This is a genomic window from uncultured Streptococcus sp., assembly GCF_901875575.1.
In the GTDB taxonomy this organism is placed as follows: domain Bacteria; phylum Bacillota; class Bacilli; order Lactobacillales; family Streptococcaceae; genus Streptococcus.
Map to the genome: position 1 here is coordinate 21601 of NZ_CABFMF010000008.1, position 21216 is coordinate 42816.

The window sequence follows — 21216 nt, forward strand, 5'->3', positions numbered from 1 at the left end:
TAATTGTCAATTACTTTTGAGACTTTTTCTCCAAAATATCTCTCAACTTTCTCATTTTTAATCTTGAAATAGGACAACGGTGATCCTCATAGAAAACAATTTCCATATTTTTTCGATCAATTTCTCTAATATTACCTATATTTACCAAAAATGACTTATGTGGAGAATAAAATCGTTGATTTTTTTGATCTTTTTCCTGTATATCTGTCATTGTTCCATAAAATTCTTTTGCAAAATTCTTACCAATAATTCGCAATTTATGAGAGACTCCTGTTGTTTCAATATACAAAATATCATGGTAAGGAATTTTTAAATTATTTCCCTTATAACTGTAGTCAAAATAATCTACAACATTCTCATTTTCAAGTAACATACTCTTTGTATAAAAGATATTCTGTTCAATACGTTTCTTAAATAATTCATCATTTATATCCTTATCAACAAAGTCTAAAGCTGAAACCTGATATTTATATGTTAAAGTCGCAAACTCTGATCTACTAGTGATGAAAACAATAATAGCATAAGGATTGTGCTGACGAATAAACTGTGCAACTTCTAATCCTTTTTTATCAATTCCATGAATATCAATATCTAAAAAATAGAGTTGATTTACTTCATCGTTCTCAATGTATTCTTTAAATTCACGAACTTTTCCTGTGGTCTTGTATGAAATTGGAATATTATACTCCCTAGATATTTCATCAAGAAGTGTCTCTAATCTGACTTGATGTTCAATAACATCCTCTAAAATTAAAACTTTCATTCAAACTCCCTCTTAAACCTAATAACTTGCCTAAAAGTACTATTTTCTATCTCTGTTTCCAAAATAATATTTTTATACTTGTCCAATATTTCCTTCACATTATTTAGACCTATTCCTCGATTTTCTCCCTTGGTAGAGAAACCTAATTCAAATAAATTTTCCAGATGAGTAGGAGTGACTTGACATGAATTCTGAATTACGATAACTGTTTCAGATTCCATTTTAATTACTGCTACTTCTATTTGCTTTTTATAACTCTCAATAGATCCTTCGACCGCATTGTTCAATAAAACGCTCATAATTCGAACCAAATCCAATAGTTCAATTTGGAGATTCGTAATTGTGTCTTTTACTTCAAGTGTAAATTCTACACCATTATTTCGGGCATAAACAATTGACTGAGCAATCAAGCTGCGTAAAGCTGAATCCTCTATATTATTTAAATCAAAGTAAGTATACTTATCTGAACGTAATTTTAGATTGGCTTTGACTAAAACTTCATTGTAAACTCTATCAATTTCTTGTAAATTACCACTATCAATAGCCATTTGCATACAAACTAACATACCAGCATAATCATGACGAAATCCACGTATTTCGTTATACAAACCAACAATCTCATCTGTATAATTCTGTAAGTGCCTTTGTTCAAATTTTTTCTGATTCAAAGCAATTTCTTTTTCTATCTTATCTTTATAGGAATTCATTGCAAAGAAAGTTAAGAGTAAACAAATAAAAACAATTGATGATAAAATACTTCCAAAACTATTTAAGTGAGCAATTGTACTTACTATATCTGAAATAAAGGATAAAATATATAATAAAATAAATGTAAGTAGTACTTTCTTTAAAAAAGGATACATGTAATCCTTATCAAAATAATTTAATTCCAAACGAAAATATGTAATAATCTTGTCTATTATAAAATAAGAGATTAAATTGATTATAAAAAAGAATATTGGTTCATACTGTTGTACAAGTAGATCTCCTGTAATAGATGATGAAGTGATAGACAAAAAAGTATGAGTACTTTGATAAAGTAATGAAAATAATATACTTAAAAATATATTTTTTGAATTATTAAACTTTTTTATAAATTTAAAATAGAAATAAAATATAATTGGATAAACATTAGTTAATGCATAATATATAATTAAAATAAAACTATGAGAATTAAACGAAAAAAAGAAATAAAAATAAATCATTTGAACAAATAGTATTATAAAACCTAAAATACATTTTTCTTTTTTTGAAACCCTACAAATTTTACTATAAATCTTACATATTAAAATACAAGTTAATAACGTATCTATTATTCCTACTATAATTTCCATTTTTTATTTACACTCCTTATCTTATCTATAAACCTATTGTACAAAATGAAACTACTTTTTAGAAAAAAAATCTCTCAACTGTCGTTTTTTTATCCTGAAATGTACTTTAAAAAAAGAGTCGAGTACAATAGTGTATTGATTCTATCAAAAAAAGCAACGGTTTTGTGCCGTTGCTTTTTGCATGGTTAAAATAGACTTGATAAAATAGAATTGCTCAATAAACCATTTAGAAAGTCTATCTCATGCACATTAAATATAATACAAATCAGACAACTTTACCACTATAACTTGCTTGTTTCTTACCCCCCAAGACCACTTCGTCTTCACCATCGAATAAGAAACTTTTAATATTCGTAACAGCTTTTATAAAACTGATCCAGATGCCACCTTTATGAGGATGAAGGAGAATCATATTAGAAATGAACAACTTAAAATAGCTACTGAAAATCAGTTCATCCTTCACTATGACATCTATCCAAATCCAACAGATACCAGAACGCTGTTGTCTTTTTTAGAAATCTATCCACATGAGTTAAAAAGAGTTGTCGCCGATGCGGGATACGATAGAGAGAAGGATCTTCTCACCTTGAATAGGATGGGTGTTGACCACTTGATTAAATATAATCTTTTTTTATAAGAAACAGAAGAAAAAATACAGAGAATCTGATAGAAATTTGAATAATTGAACTTACGATGAAAGAGCAGATTCCTACACCCAGCCAGAGGATTGAGTATACCAGTTTGATCACCTCAAACACAGCCATACCACGACAGATTTTAAGTAAGAAATCAGGGGTTATAAGGCAAAATAACCTGAATTAGCTGCACAAAAAGGGCTCTATGTGAATGAGAGGTACCAGATTTTAAAAGTAAAAGAAAAGCAAGCACTTTTATATGACGAAGGCAGTCACATCTTTGCCCAACGTAAAGGAAATGTTGAATCTGTTTTTGATTAGTTAAAGACTTGTTTGGGTTACAAACGGTGTAATCTAAGAGGCAGACGATAGGTTAAATTTGACATGGGATTGGTACTTATGGCCAATAATCTTCTGAAATATGACAAGGTGTTAAACTTTTAGAAACGTTGATATTCCAATGTTTATGAGAGTTTTTTATTTTCATCATAAAAAAAGATTGAAGAAAACTATCCAAAATGAACTTTTTCTTCAATCTGAAGCTGGGAAATTTCCCAGCTTTTAAAACTATATTGATCCCAGCAGGATTCGAACCTGCGACCGTTCGCTTAGAAGGCGAATGCTCTATCCAGCTGAGCTATGAGACCTAACATAACTATTCTATCAAAAATTCAAGTGAAAGTCAATTTTCTATTTATGATAAGGTGAACCCTGTTGGATTGTGAAAGCGCGATAAATTTGTTCAACAAGTACCATTCTCATTAGCTGATGAGGTAATGTTAAACGACCGAAACTGATAGAAAGATTGGCCCTCTTTTTCACAATAGGAGCTAAACCTAAACTTCCTCCAATAATAAATGTAAGTGTCGAAAATCCTTTTATAGATGCTTCCTCTAACTGTTTACTAAATTCTTCTGATGATAAAATTTTTCCTTCTATTGCTAAAACAATAACAAAATCACGATCAGCAACCTTAGATAAAATTCTCTGACCTTCTATTTCTAAAATTTTTTGGTTTTCAGATTCACTAGCCTTATCTGGTGTTTTTTCATCTGATAGTTCAATCATTTCAAGATTAGCAAAACGAGAAATCCGTTTCGTATACTCTGCAATCCCATCTCTTAGATACTTTTCTTTCAATTTTCCAACTGTTACCACTTTTATTTTCATGATTCTATTCTAACATATTCTTAGATTTTTCACATCTTATTCACAAAATAAAAGGTTAATTTTCACTTAGAAAACCACAGATTTTTGAAAGTTATCCACAATCTGTGAAAAACTTTTATGTTTAAGTTATAATTAAGCTAGTCAGTTTATACTTTCAGTAATTTCAAATCAAATGGAGGCAAATATGAAACATTTACAAAGATTTTACAAAAAATGGTTTCAATTATTAATCGTTATCGTCATTAGTTTTATTAGTGGAGCCTTGGGTGGCTTTTCAATAAACCAATTAACTCAAAAAAGTACTGTAAGTACCTCTAACAACAATAGCACTATTACACAAACTGCCTATAAAAACGAAAATTCAACAACTCAGGCCGTTAACAAAGTAAAAGATGCTGTTGTTTCTGTTATTACTTATTCAGCCAACAGACAAAATAGCGTATTTGGCAATGATGATACTGACACGAATTCTCAGCAAATCTCTAGTGAAGGATCTGGGGTTATTTATAAAAAGAATGATAAAGAAGCTTATATTGTCACCAATAATCACGTTATAAATGGCGCCAGCAAAGTAGATATTCGTTTGTCAGATGGAACTAAAGTTCCAGGTGAAATCGTTGGTGCTGATACCTTCTCTGATATTGCTGTTGTAAAAATCTCTTCAGAAAAGGTGACAACAGTAGCTGAATTTGGTGATTCTAGTAAACTAACTGTAGGAGAAACTGCTATTGCTATTGGTAGCCCATTAGGTTCTGAATATGCAAATACTGTCACTCAAGGTATCGTATCTAGTCTCAATCGAAATGTATCTTTAAAATCTGAAGATGGACAAGCCATTTCTACAAAAGCTATCCAAACTGATACTGCTATTAACCCAGGTAACTCTGGCGGCCCACTGATCAATATTCAAGGGCAAGTTATCGGAATTACCTCAAGTAAAATTGCCACAAATGGAGGAACATCTGTAGAAGGCCTTGGTTTCGCAATCCCTGCAAATGATGCTATCAATATTATTGAACAGTTAGAAAAAAACGGAAAAGTGACTCGTCCAGCTTTGGGCATCCAAATGGTTAATCTCTCAAATATTAATACAAGTGATATTAGAAGACTTAATATTCCAAACAGTGTAACATCTGGTGTAGTTGTTCGTTCTGTACAAAGTAATATGCCTGCAAATGGTCACCTTGAAAAATACGATGTTATTACAAAAGTAGATGACAAAGAGATTGCTTCATCAACAGACTTACAAAGTGCTCTTTACAATCATTCCATTGGAGACACCATTAAAATAACTTATTATCGTAACGGTAAAGAAGAAACTACATCTATTAAACTTGACAAGAGTTCAGGTGATTTAGAATCCTAATTGACATCTATGTAAAGAAAGCTTTACATAAAAGAAAAGATGTGTTAGTGTAGAATCATGGAAAAATTTGAAATGATTTCTATCACAGATATACAAAAAAATCCCTATCAACCTCGAAAAGAATTTGATAGAGAAAAACTAGATGAACTAGCACAGTCTATTAAAGAAAATGGGGTCATTCAACCGATTATTGTTCGTCAATCTCCTGTAATTGGTTATGAAATCCTTGCAGGAGAGAGACGCTATCGGGCTTCACTTTTAGCTGGTCTAACGTCTATCCCAGCTGTTGTTAAACAGCTTTCAGACCAAGAGATGATGGTCCAGTCCATCATTGAAAATTTACAAAGAGAAAATTTAAATCCAATAGAAGAAGCACGCGCCTATGAATCTCTCGTAGAGAAAGGATTTACCCATGCTGAAATTGCAGATAAAATGGGCAAGTCTCGTCCATATATCAGCAACTCCATTCGTTTACTTTCCTTGCCAGAACAGATCCTTTCAGAAGTAGAAAATGGCAAACTATCACAGGCACACGCACGTTCGCTAGTTGGATTGAATAAAGAGCATCAAGAATATTTTTTTCATCTCATACTAAAAGAAGAAATTTCAGTTAGGAAATTAGAATCTCTTCTTTCAGAAAAAAAGAAGAAACAGAGAAATACGGATTATTTCATACAAAATGAAGAAAATCAATTGAAAAAATTATTAGGATTAGATGTAGAAATTAAATTATCTAAAAAAGACCATGGAAAAATTATTATCTCTTTTTCTAATCAAGAAGAATACGATAGAATTATCAACAGCCTGAAATAAGGCTGTTCTTTTATTTTTTCATTTCACAAGGTTATCCACTATTTTTTCTATTTTAAATCCTTTATAATCAAGATATTTACAACTTTTCCCCAACTTGTGGATAAAACTTAGTAACATTGTGGATTATTATTCACAAGTTGGGGAAAATCTTTCTCATTGCAGCTACCTAAGCTGTGGAAAAATATTGCTAGCTATGGTAAAATAAATCTAGTACAGAAGTTAAATCCACGTAAGTAAAGGAGGTTTAAAATTTGAAAGAAAAACAGTTTTGGAATCGTATATTGGAATTTGCACAAGAAAGATTGACACGATCCATGTATGATTTCTATGCTATTCAGGCTGAGCTAATCAGGGTAGAAGAAAATGTTGCCACTATATTCCTTCCAAGATCTGAGATGGAAATGGTATGGGAAAAACAACTGAAAGATATTATTGTAGTAGCCGGATTTGAAATTTATGATGCTGAAATCAGTGCACATTATGTTTTCACTAAACCTCAAGTTACCACAATCTCACAAGTTGAACAATTATCAAATTCCGCAATTTATGACTATAGTCCAAAGTTAACAACTATTCCTTATTCTGATACTGGATTAAAAGAGAAGTATACCTTTGATAATTTTATCCAAGGTGATGGAAACGTTTGGGCAAAGTCTGCTGCTTTAGCTGTTTCAGAGGATTTAGCCTTGACATATAACCCTCTTTTTATATATGGAGGTCCAGGTCTAGGTAAGACTCACCTATTAAATGCTATTGGTAATGAAATTCTAAAAAATATTCCTGATGCGCGTGTTAAATATATTCCTGCTGAAAGTTTTATTAATGACTTTCTAGATCACTTAAGATTAGGAGAAATGGAAAAGTTTAAAAAAACATACCGTAGCCTTGATCTTTTATTGATTGATGATATCCAATCTCTAAGTGGTAAAAAAGTCGCAACACAAGAAGAATTTTTCAATACATTTAATGCTCTTCATGACAAGCAAAAACAAATTGTCCTAACCAGTGACAGAAGTCCCAAACATTTGGAAGGTCTTGAAGAAAGACTTGTCACGCGCTTTAGTTGGGGATTAACCCAACACATTACACCTCCTGATTTTGAAACACGTATTGCCATTCTACAAAGTAAAACTGAACATTTGGACTACAATTTCCAAAGCGATACTTTAGAATATCTAGCAGGGCAATTTGATTCCAATGTTCGTGATCTCGAAGGGGCAATCAATGATATCACTTTAGTTGCTAGAGTAAAGAAAATTAAAGATATTACGATTGATGTTGCTGCAGAAGCTATTAGAGCTCGAAAACAAGATGTCAGTCAAATACTTGTCATTCCAATTGATAAAATTCAAACTGAAGTTGGTAATTTCTATGGAGTTAGTGTCAAAGAAATGAAGGGAAGTAGACGTCTTCAAAATATTGTTTTAGCACGTCAAGTAGCAATGTATCTTTCTAGAGAACTAACAGACAACAGCCTTCCGAAAATAGGGAAAGAGTTCGGAGGTAAAGATCATACCACAGTTATTCATGCTCACGCAAAAATTAAATCTTTGATAGAAGATGATGATAATTTACGTTTAGAAATAGAATCAATTAAAAAGAAAATTAAGTAACTTGTGAATAACTTTTACTTTTTACTCTTTTTTATCCACATTTTTTAAACAAATTGAAACACTTGATATAACTATCTCTACTCTAGTTTTCCACAGATTTCACAGACTCTATTATTACTATTATCCTTCTAATACTAAAAATAAATAAAGGAGAATCCATGATTCATTTCTCAATTAATAAGAATTTATTTCTACAAGCCTTAAATACAACAAAAAGAGCTATTAGCTCAAAAAATGCTATTCCCATTTTATCGACTATAAAAATTGATGTTACCAACGAAGGTGTTACTTTGATTGGCTCAAATGGTCAAATTTCAATTGAAAATTTTATTTCTCAAATAAATGAAGATGCTGGTTTACTAATTACTTCCTTAGGTTCTATTCTTCTTGAAGCTTCTTTCTTTATCAATGTCGTATCTAGTCTCCCTGATGTGACACTTGATTTTAAAGAAATTGAGCAAAAACAAATTGTCTTGACAAGTGGAAAATCAGAAATTACTCTAAGAGGAAAAGATAGCGAACAATATCCACGAATTCAAGAAATTTCAGCAAGTACTCCATTAGTGCTAGAAACTAAGTTATTGAAAAAAATTATCAATGAAACAGCTTTTGCAGCAAGCATACAAGAGAGTCGTCCAATTCTAACAGGTGTTCATTTTGTGTTGAGCCAACACAAGGAATTAAAAACAGTTGCTACGGACTCTCATCGTCTCAGTCAGAAAAAATTGACTCTTGAAAAAAATAGTGATGATTTTGATGTTGTTATTCCAAGTCGTTCTCTAAGAGAATTTTCATCAGTATTTACAGATGATATTGAAACAGTTGAGATTTTCTTCTCAAATAACCAAATCCTTTTTAGAAGTGAAAATATTAGCTTTTATACACGTCTTTTAGAAGGAAATTATCCTGATACAGATCGTTTGATTCCAACAGAATTTAATACGGAAGTTACTTTTGATGTTGTTAAATTACGACAATCGATGGAGCGTGCTCGTCTTTTATCAAGTGCGACTCAAAATGGTACTGTTAAGCTTGAAATTAAAGATGGACTTATTAGCGCTCATGTTAACTCTCCAGAAGTTGGTAAGGTAAACGAAGAAATCGATAGCGAGAAGGTTAGTGGTGATGATTTGACAATTAGTTTTAACCCAACTTACTTGATTGATTCTCTTAAAGCTTTAAATAGCGAAAAAGTCACTATTAGTTTTATTTCAGCTGTTCGTCCATTTACTTTGATTCCAGCAGATACGGATGAAGATTTTATGCAGCTCATTACACCAGTTCGTACAAATTAAGTTAAAGAGGTTGAGTCTATCTCGCCTCTTTTATGATATAATCGAAAAAGAAAAGGAGAGTAGTATGTATCAAGTTGGAAATTTTGTTGAGATGAAAAAGCCACATGCTTGTACCATCAAATCAACTGGTAAAAAAGCAAATCGTTGGGAAATTACACGTGTAGGGGCAGATATCAAAATAAAATGCAGTAATTGTGACCATGTTGTCATGATGGGGCGCTATGATTTTGATAGAAAAATGAATAAAATTATTGATTAACGCCACTCAGTTAGAGGGTTAGCAAGTTTTCCTTTTTTGTGTTATAATATTAGGGATTGAAATGAAAACGGAGAATGAGAAAATATGGCTTTAACAGCAGGTATCGTTGGTTTGCCAAACGTTGGTAAATCAACACTATTTAATGCAATTACAAAAGCAGGAGCAGAGGCAGCAAACTACCCATTTGCGACGATTGATCCAAATGTTGGAATGGTAGAAGTTCCAGATGAACGCCTACAAAAACTAACTGAAATGATTACTCCTAAAAAGACAGTTCCCACAACTTTTGAATTTACAGATATTGCAGGAATTGTAAAAGGAGCTTCAAAAGGAGAAGGACTAGGAAATAAATTTTTGGCCAACATCCGTGAAGTAGATGCGATTGTTCACGTAGTTCGTGCTTTTGATGATGAAAATGTTATGCGCGAGCAAGGACGTGAAGACGCCTTTGTGGATCCACTTGCCGATATTGATACGATTAACCTAGAATTGATTCTTGCGGACTTAGAGTCAGTCAATAAACGCTATGCGCGTGTAGAAAAGATGGCACGTACGCAAAAAGATAAAGAATCAGTAGCTGAGTTTAATGTTCTTCAAAAGATTAAACCAGTTCTTGAGGATGGAAAATCAGCTCGAACTATTGAATTTACAGATGAGGAACAAAAGGTTGTAAAAGGTCTCTTCCTTTTGACGACTAAACCAGTGCTCTATGTTGCCAATGTGGACGAGGATGTGGTGTCAGAACCTGACTCTATTGACTACGTGAAACAAATTCGTGAATTTGCAGCGACAGAAAATGCTGAAGTAGTCGTTATTTCTGCGCGTGCTGAGGAAGAAATTTCTGAGTTAGACGATGAAGATAAGCAAGAATTTCTTGAAGCACTTGGGTTGACAGAATCAGGTGTTGACAAGTTGACTCGTGCAGCTTACCATTTGCTTGGACTGGGAACTTACTTCACAGCTGGTGAAAAAGAAGTTCGCGCTTGGACCTTTAAACGTGGTATGAAGGCTCCTCAAGCAGCTGGTATTATCCACTCAGACTTTGAAAAAGGCTTTATTCGTGCAGTAACCATGTCATATGAGGATCTAGTGAAATACGGATCTGAAAAAGCCGTAAAAGAAGCTGGGCGCTTACGTGAAGAAGGAAAAGAATATATCGTTCAAGATGGCGATATCATGGAATTCCGCTTTAATGTCTAAAAAATTAATGAATAGTGTCAATTAGGTTGGAAAAAAATTCCAACCCTTTTGGCTTTTGAAAGGAAAAATAAATGACCAAATTACTTGTAGGCTTGGGCAATCCAGGGGATAAATATTTTGAAACAAAACACAATGTTGGCTTTATGTTGATTGACCAACTAGCGAAAAAACAAAATGTCACTTTTACACACGATAAGATATTTCAAGCTTATCTAGCATCCTTTTTCCTAAATGGAGAAAAAATTTATCTGGTCAAACCAACGACCTTTATGAATGAAAGTGGAAAAGCAGTTCATGCTTTATTGACTTACTATGGTTTGGATATTGAAGATTTACTCATCATTTACGATGATCTTGACATGGAAGTTGGAAAAATTCGTTTAAGATCAAAGGGCTCAGCGGGTGGTCATAATGGTATCAAGTCTATTATTCAACATATAGGGACTCAGACCTTTAATCGTGTTAAGATTGGAATCGGAAGACCTAAAAATGGCATGTCAGTTGTTAACCATGTTTTGAGTAAATTTGACAAGGATGATTATATTGGTATTTTACAGTCTATTGACAAAGTTGACGATTCTGTAAACTACTATTTACAAGAGAAAAATTTTGAGAAAACAATGCAGAGGTATAACGGATAAATGGTGACCTTATTAGATTTATTCTCAGAAAATAATCAGATCAAAAAATGGCATCAAAGTTTAACAGATAAGAAAAGACAACTAATACTTGGTTTATCAACGTCTACTAAGGCTCTTGCAATTGCAAGCAGTTTAGAAAAAGAAGATAAGATTGTTTTACTGACGTCAACTTATGGAGAAGCAGAAGGACTTGTTAGTGATCTTATCTCTATCTTGGGTGAGGAACTTGTTTATCCATTTTTGGTAGATGATTCCCCTATGGTCGAGTTTTTGATGTCTTCACAAGAAAAAATCATCTCACGGGTTGAAGCCTTACGTTTTTTGACTGATTCATCTAAGAAAGGGATTTTAGTTTGTAATATCGCAGCAAGTCGATTGATTTTACCGTCTCCCAATATATTCAAAGATAGTATTGTAAAAATAACAGTTGGTGAAGAATATGACCAACACTCACTTATCCATCAGTTAAAAGAGATAGGTTATCGAAAAGTTACACAAGTACAAACTCAAGGCGAATTTAGTCTGCGAGGAGATATTTTAGATATTTTTGAAATATCCCAGTTAGAACCTTGCCGAATTGAGTTTTTTGGTGATGAAATTGATGGTATCAGGTTATTTGAAGTCGAAACACAATTATCGAAAGAAAATCAGATAGAGCTTACTATCTTTCCAGCTAGTGATATGCTTTTGAGAGAAAGGGATTATCAACGAGGACAGTCAGCTTTAGAAAAACAGATTTCAAAAACGTTATCATCTATTTTTAAATCATACTTAGAAGAAATTCTTTCAAGTTTTCACCAAAAACAAATTCATTTAGATTCTAGGAAGTTTTTATCTTTGTGTTATGACAAGACATGGACTGTTTTTGACTATATTGAAAAAGATACCCCAATATTCTTTGATGATTATCAAAAATTAATGAATCAGTATGAAGTATTTGAAAGAGAATTAGCACAATACTTTACAGAAGAATTACAGAACAGTAAAGCATTTTCTGAGATGCAGTATTTTGCAGAAAATGAGAAAATATATAAAAAACAAAATCCAGTGACCTTTTTTTCTAATCTTCAAAAGGGTTTAGGAAATCTCAAGTTTGACAAAATTTATCAATTTAATCAATATCCCATGCAGGAATTTTTTAATCAATTTTCTTTTCTAAAAGAAGAAATTGAGCGATACAAAAAAATGGATTACACTATCATTCTGCAGTCTAGCAATTCAATGGGAAGTAAAACATTGGAGGATGTTTTAGAGAACTATCAGATTAAATTGGATTCTAGAGATAAGTCAAATATCTGTAAAGAATCTGTAAACTTAATCGAGGGTAATCTCAGACATGGTTTTCATTTTGTAGATGAAAAGATTTTATTGATTACTGAACATGAGATTTTTCAAAAGAAATTAAAACGTCGTTTTCGAAGACAACATGTTTCAAACGCAGAGAGATTAAAAGATTACAATGAACTTGAAAAAGGAGACTACGTCGTCCATCATATCCATGGAATTGGTCAATATCTAGGAATTGAAACCATTGAAATCAAGGGAATCCACCGCGATTATGTCAGTGTCCAGTATCAAAATGGGGATCAAATCTCCATCCCAGTAGAGCAGATTCAGTTACTGTCCAAATATATTTCAAGTGACGGGAAAGCTCCTAAACTCAATAAATTAAATGATGGTCATTTCAAAAAAGCCAAGCAAAAAGTTAAGAACCAGGTAGAGGATATAGCTGACGATTTAATCAAACTTTATTCTGAGCGTAGTCAGTTGAAGGGATTTGCTTTCTCAGCTGATGATGATGATCAACATGCCTTTGATGATGCCTTTCCTTATGTAGAAACGGATGACCAATTACGAAGTATTGAGGAAATTAAGAGAGATATGCAGGATTATCATCCAATGGATCGACTCCTAGTTGGAGATGTTGGTTTTGGTAAGACAGAAGTCGCTATGCGGGCAGCCTTCAAAGCTGTTAATGATCACAAACAGGTTGTTGTTCTTGTTCCAACAACTGTTTTAGCCCAACAACACTATACGAATTTTAAAGAACGTTTCCAGAATTTCGCGGTTACTATTGATGTTTTAAGTCGTTTTAGAAGTAAGAAGGAGCAAGCAGAAACACTTGAAAAATTAAAAAATGGTCAAGTGGATATTTTGATTGGAACTCATCGTGTTTTATCAAAAGATGTCCTATTCTCAGATTTAGGTTTGATGATTATTGATGAGGAACAACGATTTGGTGTCAAGCATAAAGAAACACTTAAAGAATTAAAGAAACAAGTGGATGTCCTAACATTAACAGCTACGCCAATCCCTCGTACTCTTCATATGTCCATGCTGGGAATCAGAGATTTGTCTGTTATTGAAACCCCTCCAACTAATCGCTATCCTGTTCAGACCTATGTTTTAGAAAAGAATGATAGTGTGATTCGTGATGCTGTCTTGCGTGAAATGGAGCGTGGAGGTCAAGTTTACTATCTTTACAATAAAGTTGACACAATTGACCAGAAGGTTTCAGAATTACAGGAGTTGATTCCAGAGGCTTCGATTGGATATGTTCATGGTCGAATGAGTGAAATCCAGTTGGAAAATACTCTATTAGACTTTATTGAGGGACAATACGATATCTTAGTGACGACTACCATTATTGAGACAGGGGTGGACATTCCAAATACCAATACTTTATTTATTGAAAATGCGGACCATATGGGCTTGTCAACCTTGTATCAGTTAAGAGGAAGAGTCGGTCGCAGCAATCGTATTGCTTATGCCTATCTCATGTATCGTCCAGAAAAATCTATCAGTGAAGTTTCTGAAAAGAGATTAGAAGCTATCAAAGGATTTACAGAATTGGGCTCCGGATTTAAGATTGCAATGCGAGATCTTTCGATTCGTGGGGCAGGAAATCTTTTAGGAAAATCCCAGTCTGGATTCATTGATTCTGTTGGTTTTGAATTGTATTCGCAGTTACTAGAGGAAGCTATTGCTAAACGAAATGGCAGTGGTAACAAAAGAATCAAAGGAAATGCCGAATTGATTTTGCAAATTGATGCCTATCTACCTGAAACATATATCACTGATCAACGACATAAAATTGAAATTTATAAAAAAATACGTCAAATTGACAGTCGTGCATATTATGAAGAATTGCAGGAAGAATTAATGGATCGATTTGGAGAATACCCTGATGTGGTAGCCTATCTTTTAGAAATAGGCTTAGCCAAATCATACTTTGACAAGGTCTTTGCGGAACGAGTGGAGAAAAAAGATAATAAGATTACAGTCCAATTTGAAAAAGTAGTTCAACGACTGTTTTTAGCTCAAGATTATTTTAAAGCTCTATCCGCTACTAATTTAAAAGCTGCTATAGCTGAGAATAAAGGACTAATGGAAGTTGTTTTTGATGTACGAAACAAGAAAGATTATGAAATATTAGAGGGATTGTTGAATTTTGGAGAAACTTTATTAGGGATAAAAGAATCCAAGGAAGCAAATTCTATTTGACATTTTTCTTCTATAAAATAGATAAAAATGGTACAATAATAATTTGAGGAAATAAAGATGAGATTAGACAAATATTTAAAAGTATCACGAATTATCAAGCGACGTACAGTTGCAAAAGAAGTTGCAGATAAAGGTAGAATCAAGGTCAATGGAATCTTAGCTAAAAGTTCAACTGATTTGAAAGTAAATGACCAAGTTGAGATTCGTTTTGGGAATAAACTTCTCCTTGTAAAAGTATTAGAGATGAAAGATAGTACAAAAAAAGAAGATGCAGCGGTCATGTATGAAATTATCAGTGAAAAACGGGTAGAAGAAAATGGCTAAAAATATTGTACAGTTAAACAATTCTTTTATTCAAAATGAACATCAACGGAATCGATATTTGATGAGAGAACGACAAAAGCGAAATCGTTTTATGGGTTGGATATTAATTTTGATTATTTTGTTATTTATCTTGCCAACTTTTAATTTAGCACAGAGTTATAATCAATTACTGCAAAGACGTCAGCAATTGGATGACTTGCAAACTCAGTATCAAACATTGAGTGAAGATAAGGATAAGGAAACAGACTTTGCAACGAAGTTGAAGGATGAAGATTATGCTGCTAAATATATGCGTGCTAAATACTATTATTCAAATTCTAGGGAAGTAGTCTATACCATTCCTAACTTACTTCCAAGGTGATTACATGGAAAATTTATTAAGTGTAGTGGAGCAATTTCTGAACTTGTCAGATGAAAAATTAGAAGACTTAGCTGAAAAAAATCAACAATTGCGTTTACAAGAAGAAAAGGAAAGGAAGAATGCGTAAATTCTTAATTATTTTGTTGCTACCGAGCTTTTTGACAATCTCAAAAGTTGTTAGCACAGAAAAAGAAGTAGTCTATACTTCGAAAGAAATTTATTACCTTTCACAATCTGATTTTAGTATTTATTTTAGAGAAAAATTAAATGCTCCCATGGTTTATGGAGAGATTCCCGTTTATGCTAATGAAGATTTAGTAGTAGAATCTGGAAAGTTAACTCCAAAAACAACTTTTCAAATAACTGAGTGGCGTTTAAATAGACAAGGAATTCCAGTATTTAAATTATCAAATCATCAATTTATTGCAGCCGATAAACGATTTTTATATGATAAATCAGAACTAAAGTCCATAGTAAAAAAAGTATGGTTGGAGTCTGGATTTAAAATATATAATAGTCCCTATGATTTGAGAGAAGTAACATCATCTTTAGCATCTTATTCGCAAGTAGCAATTGACAAGAAGATGTTTGTTGAAGGAAGAGAATTTTTACATATTGATCAAGTTGGGTGGATAGATAAGGACTATACTTCTGAAGAAGATAATCGTATGAGTAAGGTTCAAGAAATATTATCAGAAAAATACCAGAAAGATTCGTTCTCTATTTATGTTAAACAACTGAATACTGGTAGAGAAGCTGGTATCAATCAAGATAAAAAAATGTATGCAGCTAGTGTTTTGAAATTACCTTATCTTTATTATACGCAAGAAAAAATAGATGAGGGAGTTTATCAATTAGATACAAGGTTAAAATACATATCTGAAGTTAATGATTTTCCAGGTTCTTATAAACCAGAAGGAAGTGGTAGTCTTCCTAAAAAAGAAGATGACAAAGAATATTCTTTAAAAGATTTAATTACGAAAGTATCAAAAGAATCTGACAATGTTGCTCACAATATATTAGGATTTTATATTTCTAACAAATCTGATATCGATTTTAAAACCAAGTTAGCTGCTATTATGGGAGATGATTGGGATACAACAGAAAAATTAATTTCTTCTAAGATGGCTAGCAAGGTAATGGAAGCTATTTATAATCAAAATGGATTTATTTTAGAATCTTTGACTAAAACATCTTTTGATAATCAGAGAATTCCTAAAGGAGTTTCTGTTAAAGTTGCTCATAAAATTGGTGATGCAGATGAATTTAAACATGACACTGCAATAGTTTATACTGATTCTCCATTTATTCTCTCAATTTTTACAGAGAATTCTGATTATGATACGATTGAAAAGATAGCTAAGGATGTTTATGAGGTTTTAAAATGACGGAACAGGATTTTCTAAATCATTTTATTCAAAGAAAATTTTTTAACAAACATTCAAAGGTTCTGTTGGCTCTTTCTGGTGGGTTGGATTCTATGTTTTTATTTCAACTATTATCCAAGTATCAAAACAAGTTGGGAATTGAACTGATATTAGCTCATGTTAATCATCAGCAGAGAATAGAATCAGATTGGGAAGAAAAGGAATTAAGGAAGCTAGCGAGCCAAGCTGGACTTCCTATTTATATCACTAACTTTTCGGATAAGTTTTCAGAAGCGCGTGCTAGAAATTTTCGTTATGAATTTTTTAAAGAGGTCATGGAAGAAACTGGAGCAACAGCTTTGGTTACCGCACATCATGCAGATGATCAGGTTGAAACGATTTTTATGCGTTTGATTCGAGGTAGTCGATTACGGTATTTATCAGGAATTAAAGAAAAGCAATTAGTAGGGGACATTGAAATTATCCGTCCTTTACTACACTTTCATAAAAAGGATTTTCCACCAATTTTTCATTTTGATGATAAAACCAATAATGAAAATAATTACTTTCGAAATCGAACGAGAAATCTTTATTTACCAGAGCTAGAGAAGGAAAATCCCTGCTTTAGAGATGCTATTTTAGATTTAGGTAATGAAGTTAGATACTATGAGTTGGCAATATCTGAATTATCAAAAGATGTTGATGTGGAAGACTTAGAGCAACTCTTTACTTTTTCTCAGTCTACACAAAAGGTTTTACTTCAAAACTATATCAGTCGTTTTCCAGATTTGAATCTTACAAAAGCTCAATTTGAAGAAGTTCGACAGATATTGGCTAATAAAAGTCAGTATCATCATCCACTGAAAAATGGTTATGAATTAATAAAAGAGTATCAACAGTTTCGTATATGTAAAATCAGTCCTCAGGCTGATGAAAAGGAAAATGAACTTGTGTTACACTATCTAAATCAAGTTTCTTATCTAGGTCACTTATTTTCCTTTGGAATTCCTTTAGAGGGAGATTCAGTTCAACAAATTTCTGTTTCACGAGAAACATCAATTCATGTTCGTCATCGAAAATCAGGGGATTTTATTATCAAAAATGGGCATAGAAAAATACTAAGACGCTTATTTATAGATTTAAAAATTCCTATAGAAAAACGAAAATCTGCTCTGATTATTGAGCAATTTGGTAAAATAGTCTCAATTTTAGGAATTGCGACCGGTGATTTGAGTAAAAACACGAAAAATGATATAATGAAAACTATACTTTATATAGAAAAAATAGATAGGTAAAAAAATGTTAGAAAACGATATTAAAAAAATCCTCGTTTCACAAGATGAAATTACAGAAGCAGCTAAAAAACTTGGTGCTCAATTAACTAAAGACTATGCAGGAAAAAATCCGATTTTAATTGGAATTTTAAAAGGATCTATTCCTTTTATGGCAGAGTTGATTAAACATATTGATACACATCTTGAAATGGACTTCATGATGGTTTCTAGCTACCATGGTGGAACAGCAAGTAGTGGTGTGATTAATATTAAACAAGATGTGACTCAAGATATTAAAGGAAGACATGTTCTATTTGTAGAAGATATCATTGATACAGGTCAAACTTTGAAGAGTTTAAGAGATATGTTTAAAGCAAGAGAGGCTACTTCTGTTAAAATTGCAACCTTGTTGGATAAACCAGAAGGACGTGTGGTAAAAATTGAAGCAGACTATAGCTGTTTTACTATTCCAAATGAATTTGTAGTAGGTTATGGTTTGGACTACAAAGAAAATTATCGGAATCTTCCTTATGTTGGAGTATTAAAAGAAGAAGTTTATTCAAATTAGAAAGATTTATTTTTAATGAAAAAACAAAAAAATGGTTTAGTAAAAAATCCTTTTCTGTGGTTATTAGTTATTTTTTTCCTAGTTACAGGCTACCAGTATTTTATTACAGGTAATACTGCAGGAAAAAGTGAGAAAATTAATTACACAGAACTGGTAAAAGAAATTACAAATGACAATGTGAAAGAGATAACCTACCAACCAAATGGTAGTGTTATAGAAGTTACTGGTGTTTATAATAGTCCTAAAACAAGTAAAGAAGAAACAGGGATTCAGTTTTTTTCACCTTCTTCTACTACAGTAGAGAAATTTTCAAGTATTATTCTTCCGTCAGATACATCAGTATCTGAATTACAAAAACTTGCTTCTGACCATAAAGCTGAAGTAACGATTAAGCATGAAAGTTCAAGTGCATTGTGGATCAACGTTCTTGTATCCATTGTTCCATTTGCTATTCTTTTCTTCTTCCTATTCTCAATGATGGGGAATATGGGAGGAAATAATGGTCGTAATCCAATGAGTTTTGGACGTAGCAAAGCCAAAGCTGCTAATAAGGAAGATATTAAAGTACGATTTTCAGATGTTGCTGGAGCTGAGGAAGAAAAGCAAGAATTAGTAGAAGTTGTTGAATTTCTAAAAGATCCAAAACGATTTACAAAACTTGGTGCACGTATTCCAGCAGGAGTTCTTTTAGAAGGACCTCCAGGAACTGGTAAGACTTTGCTTGCCAAAGCAGTTGCTGGAGAGGCAGGAGTTCCTTTCTTTAGTATTTCAGGTTCTGACTTTGTAGAAATGTTTGTCGGAGTTGGAGCGAGTCGTGTTCGTTCCCTCTTTGAGGATGCAAAAAAAGCAGCACCAGCTATCATTTTTATTGATGAAATCGATGCTGTTGGTCGTCAACGTGGAGTCGGTCTTGGAGGAGGAAATGATGAACGTGAACAAACCTTAAATCAACTATTGATTGAAATGGATGGATTTGAAGGAAATGAAGGTATTATCGTCATCGCTGCTACAAACCGTTCAGATGTTCTTGACCCAGCCCTTCTTCGTCCAGGCCGTTTTGATAGAAAAGTCTTGGTTGGCCGTCCGGATGTCAAGGGGCGTGAAGCAATCTTGAAAGTTCATGCCAAGAATAAACCTCTTGCTGATGATGTCGATTTGAAACTGGTTGCTCAACAAACTCCAGGTTTTGTTGGTGCTGACTTAGAGAATGTGCTGAACGAAGCGGCATTGGTTGCTGCTAGACGTAACAAGTCAGTTATTGATGCTTCAGATATTGATGAAGCAGAAGATCGTGTTATCGCTGGCCCATCTAAAAAGGATAAAACAGTATCTCAAAAAGAACGTGAATTGGTTGCTTATCATGAAGCAGGACATACAATTGTTGGATTGGTTTTATCAAATGCACGAGTTGTACATAAGGTTACAATTGTACCACGTGGCCGTGCAGGTGGTTATATGATTGCACTTCCTAAGGAAGACCAAATGCTTCTATCTAAAGAAGATATGAAAGAGCAATTGGCTGGCTTAATGGGTGGACGTGTAGCTGAAGAAATTATTTTTAATGTTCAAACTACAGGAGCCTCAAACGACTTTGAACAAGCGACTCAAATGGCGCGTGCAATGGTTACAGAGTACGGTATGAGTGAAAAACTTGGCCCAGTTCAATATGAGGGTAATCATGCTATGTTTGGAGCACAAAGCCCTCAAAAATCAATTTCAGAACAAACAGCTTATGAAATCGACGAAGAGGTTCGTTCGTTATTGAATGAAGCACGAAATAAAGCTGCTGAAATTATTCAGTCAAATCGTGAAACTCACAAATTGATTGCTGAAGCATTATTGAAACACGAAACATTAGATAGTACACAAATTAAATCTCTTTATGAAACAGGAAAAATGCCTGAGACGTTAGAAGAGGAATCACATGCCCTATCTTATGATGAAATTAAGTCAAAAATGAATGACGAAAAATAACCCTGAGAGAGGCAGTGCCTCTCTTTTTCATTACATTAGGGAATAAAAAAGCGACAGAAGAGAGAAAATCGGCAAAAAGCTTCTTCAATTTGGTAGAGTAATATCAGAAAGGAGCAAGCAAATGTTTAAAGCGTTATATAAAGAAGTACAAGGGATAGTATATAAGTGTAGGAATGAGTATTATCTCCATTTATGGGAACAATCAGATTGGGAACAAGAAGGGATGATTTGTTTACATGAATTGCTTAGTAAAGAGAAGGGACTGGTAGAGGACATACCACGCTTAAGACGGTACTTTAAGACCAAGTTTCGAAATCGAATTCTAGACATAATCCGAAAACAAGAAAGTCAAAAACGAAGATATGACAGAGAATCCTATGAGGAAATAGGAGAAATAAGTCATCGAGTAAGTTCAGGGGGTCTCTGGTTAGATGACTATTACCTCTTTCATGAGCTATTAAGTACATATAGAAGTCAACAAAGTAAAGAGAAACAAGAAGAACTAGACCGCTTATTAAGGGATGAACGATTCAGAGGAAGAAAAAGAATCTTAAGAGAGTTGCGATTGGTAATGAAGGAGTTTGATATCACAAGCAAATAAAAATAAAGAAAAAAGTTAAAAAAGGTGTTGACAAGGAAGAAAAAGTGGGTATAATAGAAAGAGTTGAAAATAACTCAGGTCCGTTGGTCAAGGGGTTAAGACACCGCCTTTTCACGGCGGTAACACGGGTTCGAATCCCGTACGGACTATGGTG

The 21216-nt window shown here is 33.1% G+C and carries 19 protein-coding genes, 2 tRNA genes and 1 pseudogene; 18 read left to right on the forward strand and 4 right to left on the reverse strand.

The features are described 5' to 3' along the window. Positions 1-10: 10 nt before the first annotated feature. Both comE and comD read right to left on the reverse strand, forming a co-directional pair. Positions 11-763 (reverse strand): competence system response regulator transcription factor ComE, encoded by a 753-nt coding sequence (gene comE, locus QZ114_RS01870; protein WP_295499135.1) that lies wholly within the window; start codon positions 761-763, stop codon positions 11-13. Next, a complete protein-coding gene (gene comD / locus QZ114_RS01875) occupies positions 760-2097 on the reverse strand; it encodes a competence system sensor histidine kinase ComD (protein WP_295499137.1) in 1338 nt (445 codons plus the stop codon). Before comD ends, comE begins: the two co-directional genes overlap by 4 nt. A 352-nt stretch (positions 2098-2449) precedes the next feature. Between comD and QZ114_RS09825 the strand changes: the two are divergent. Further along, positions 2450-3101: pseudogene (locus tag QZ114_RS09825) on the forward strand (transposase); the annotation flags it as partial. Between the two features lie 204 nt (positions 3102-3305). On the opposite strand, the gene QZ114_RS01885 reads toward QZ114_RS09825, so the two are convergent. Continuing rightward, positions 3306-3379: transfer RNA gene (locus tag QZ114_RS01885), tRNA-Arg, on the reverse strand. Positions 3380-3422: 43 nt separating this feature from the next. Then, positions 3423-3902, reverse strand: a complete 480-nt coding sequence (gene rlmH / locus QZ114_RS01890) for a 23S rRNA (pseudouridine(1915)-N(3))-methyltransferase RlmH (RefSeq protein WP_295499140.1) — start codon at positions 3900-3902, stop codon at positions 3423-3425. A 184-nt stretch (positions 3903-4086) separates the two neighbouring features. Here rlmH and QZ114_RS01895 point away from each other — a divergent pair, with 184 nt between their 5' ends. From QZ114_RS01895 to QZ114_RS01975, 17 genes are all read left to right on the forward strand, one after another. Beyond that, positions 4087-5268, forward strand: a complete 1182-nt coding sequence (locus tag QZ114_RS01895; protein ID WP_295499143.1) for a S1C family serine protease — start codon at positions 4087-4089, stop codon at positions 5266-5268. Between the two features lie 57 nt (positions 5269-5325). Continuing rightward, positions 5326-6081, forward strand: a complete 756-nt coding sequence (locus QZ114_RS01900) for a ParB/RepB/Spo0J family partition protein (protein ID WP_295499146.1) — start codon at positions 5326-5328, stop codon at positions 6079-6081. Between the two features lie 251 nt (positions 6082-6332). Next, a complete protein-coding gene (gene dnaA, locus QZ114_RS01905; RefSeq protein WP_295499149.1) occupies positions 6333-7694 on the forward strand; it encodes a chromosomal replication initiator protein DnaA in 1362 nt (453 codons plus the stop codon). Between the two features lie 158 nt (positions 7695-7852). Continuing rightward, entirely contained in the window at positions 7853-8989 is a 1137-nt protein-coding gene (dnaN, locus tag QZ114_RS01910) for a DNA polymerase III subunit beta (protein WP_295499152.1), read from the forward strand. Positions 8990-9053: 64 nt separating this feature from the next. Then, entirely contained in the window at positions 9054-9248 is a 195-nt protein-coding gene (locus QZ114_RS01915) for a DUF951 domain-containing protein (RefSeq protein WP_000285186.1), read from the forward strand. 84 nt (positions 9249-9332) lie between these two features. Then, on the forward strand, positions 9333-10448 hold the full coding sequence (gene ychF / locus QZ114_RS01920; RefSeq protein WP_004269823.1) for a redox-regulated ATPase YchF: 1116 nt from the start codon (positions 9333-9335) through the stop codon (positions 10446-10448). A gap of 71 nt (positions 10449-10519) precedes the next feature. Beyond that, positions 10520-11089 carry an aminoacyl-tRNA hydrolase gene (gene pth, locus QZ114_RS01925; protein WP_295499159.1) on the forward strand — a complete coding sequence of 190 codons (570 nt, stop codon included), beginning with the start codon at positions 10520-10522 and terminating at the stop codon, positions 11087-11089. Continuing rightward, the gene (mfd, locus tag QZ114_RS01930; protein ID WP_295499162.1) at positions 11090-14593 is read left to right on the forward strand and encodes a transcription-repair coupling factor; all 3504 of its coding nucleotides are present in this window, start codon (positions 11090-11092) and stop codon (positions 14591-14593) included. 57 nt (positions 14594-14650) lie between these two features. Next, positions 14651-14917 carry an RNA-binding S4 domain-containing protein gene (locus QZ114_RS01935; RefSeq protein ID WP_295499165.1) on the forward strand — a complete coding sequence of 89 codons (267 nt, stop codon included), beginning with the start codon at positions 14651-14653 and terminating at the stop codon, positions 14915-14917. Further along, positions 14910-15278 (forward strand): septum formation initiator family protein, encoded by a 369-nt coding sequence (locus QZ114_RS01940; RefSeq protein WP_295499168.1) that lies wholly within the window; start codon positions 14910-14912, stop codon positions 15276-15278. Before QZ114_RS01935 ends, QZ114_RS01940 begins: the two co-directional genes overlap by 8 nt. Before the next feature lie 4 nt (positions 15279-15282). After that, complete coding sequence (locus tag QZ114_RS01945; RefSeq protein ID WP_295499171.1) at positions 15283-15405, forward strand: SP_0009 family protein; 123 nt, start codon at positions 15283-15285, stop codon at positions 15403-15405. After that, positions 15398-16666 (forward strand): serine hydrolase, encoded by a 1269-nt coding sequence (locus tag QZ114_RS01950; RefSeq protein WP_295499174.1) that lies wholly within the window; start codon positions 15398-15400, stop codon positions 16664-16666. Before QZ114_RS01945 ends, QZ114_RS01950 begins: the two co-directional genes overlap by 8 nt. Next, positions 16663-17940, forward strand: coding sequence for a tRNA lysidine(34) synthetase TilS (gene tilS, locus QZ114_RS01955; RefSeq protein WP_295499176.1), 1278 nt, complete (start codon positions 16663-16665; stop codon positions 17938-17940). Before QZ114_RS01950 ends, tilS begins: the two co-directional genes overlap by 4 nt. A 4-nt stretch (positions 17941-17944) precedes the next feature. Further along, entirely contained in the window at positions 17945-18487 is a 543-nt protein-coding gene (gene hpt / locus QZ114_RS01960) for a hypoxanthine phosphoribosyltransferase (RefSeq protein ID WP_295499178.1), read from the forward strand. Between the two features lie 15 nt (positions 18488-18502). Continuing rightward, the gene (gene ftsH / locus QZ114_RS01965) at positions 18503-20461 is read left to right on the forward strand and encodes an ATP-dependent zinc metalloprotease FtsH (RefSeq protein ID WP_295499180.1); all 1959 of its coding nucleotides are present in this window, start codon (positions 18503-18505) and stop codon (positions 20459-20461) included. 121 nt (positions 20462-20582) lie between these two features. Then, positions 20583-21062, forward strand: a complete 480-nt coding sequence (locus QZ114_RS01970; RefSeq protein WP_295499182.1) for a sigma-70 family RNA polymerase sigma factor — start codon at positions 20583-20585, stop codon at positions 21060-21062. A 77-nt stretch (positions 21063-21139) separates the two neighbouring features. Next, positions 21140-21211 (forward strand) — tRNA-Glu (locus QZ114_RS01975). Positions 21212-21216 lie beyond the last annotated feature (5 nt).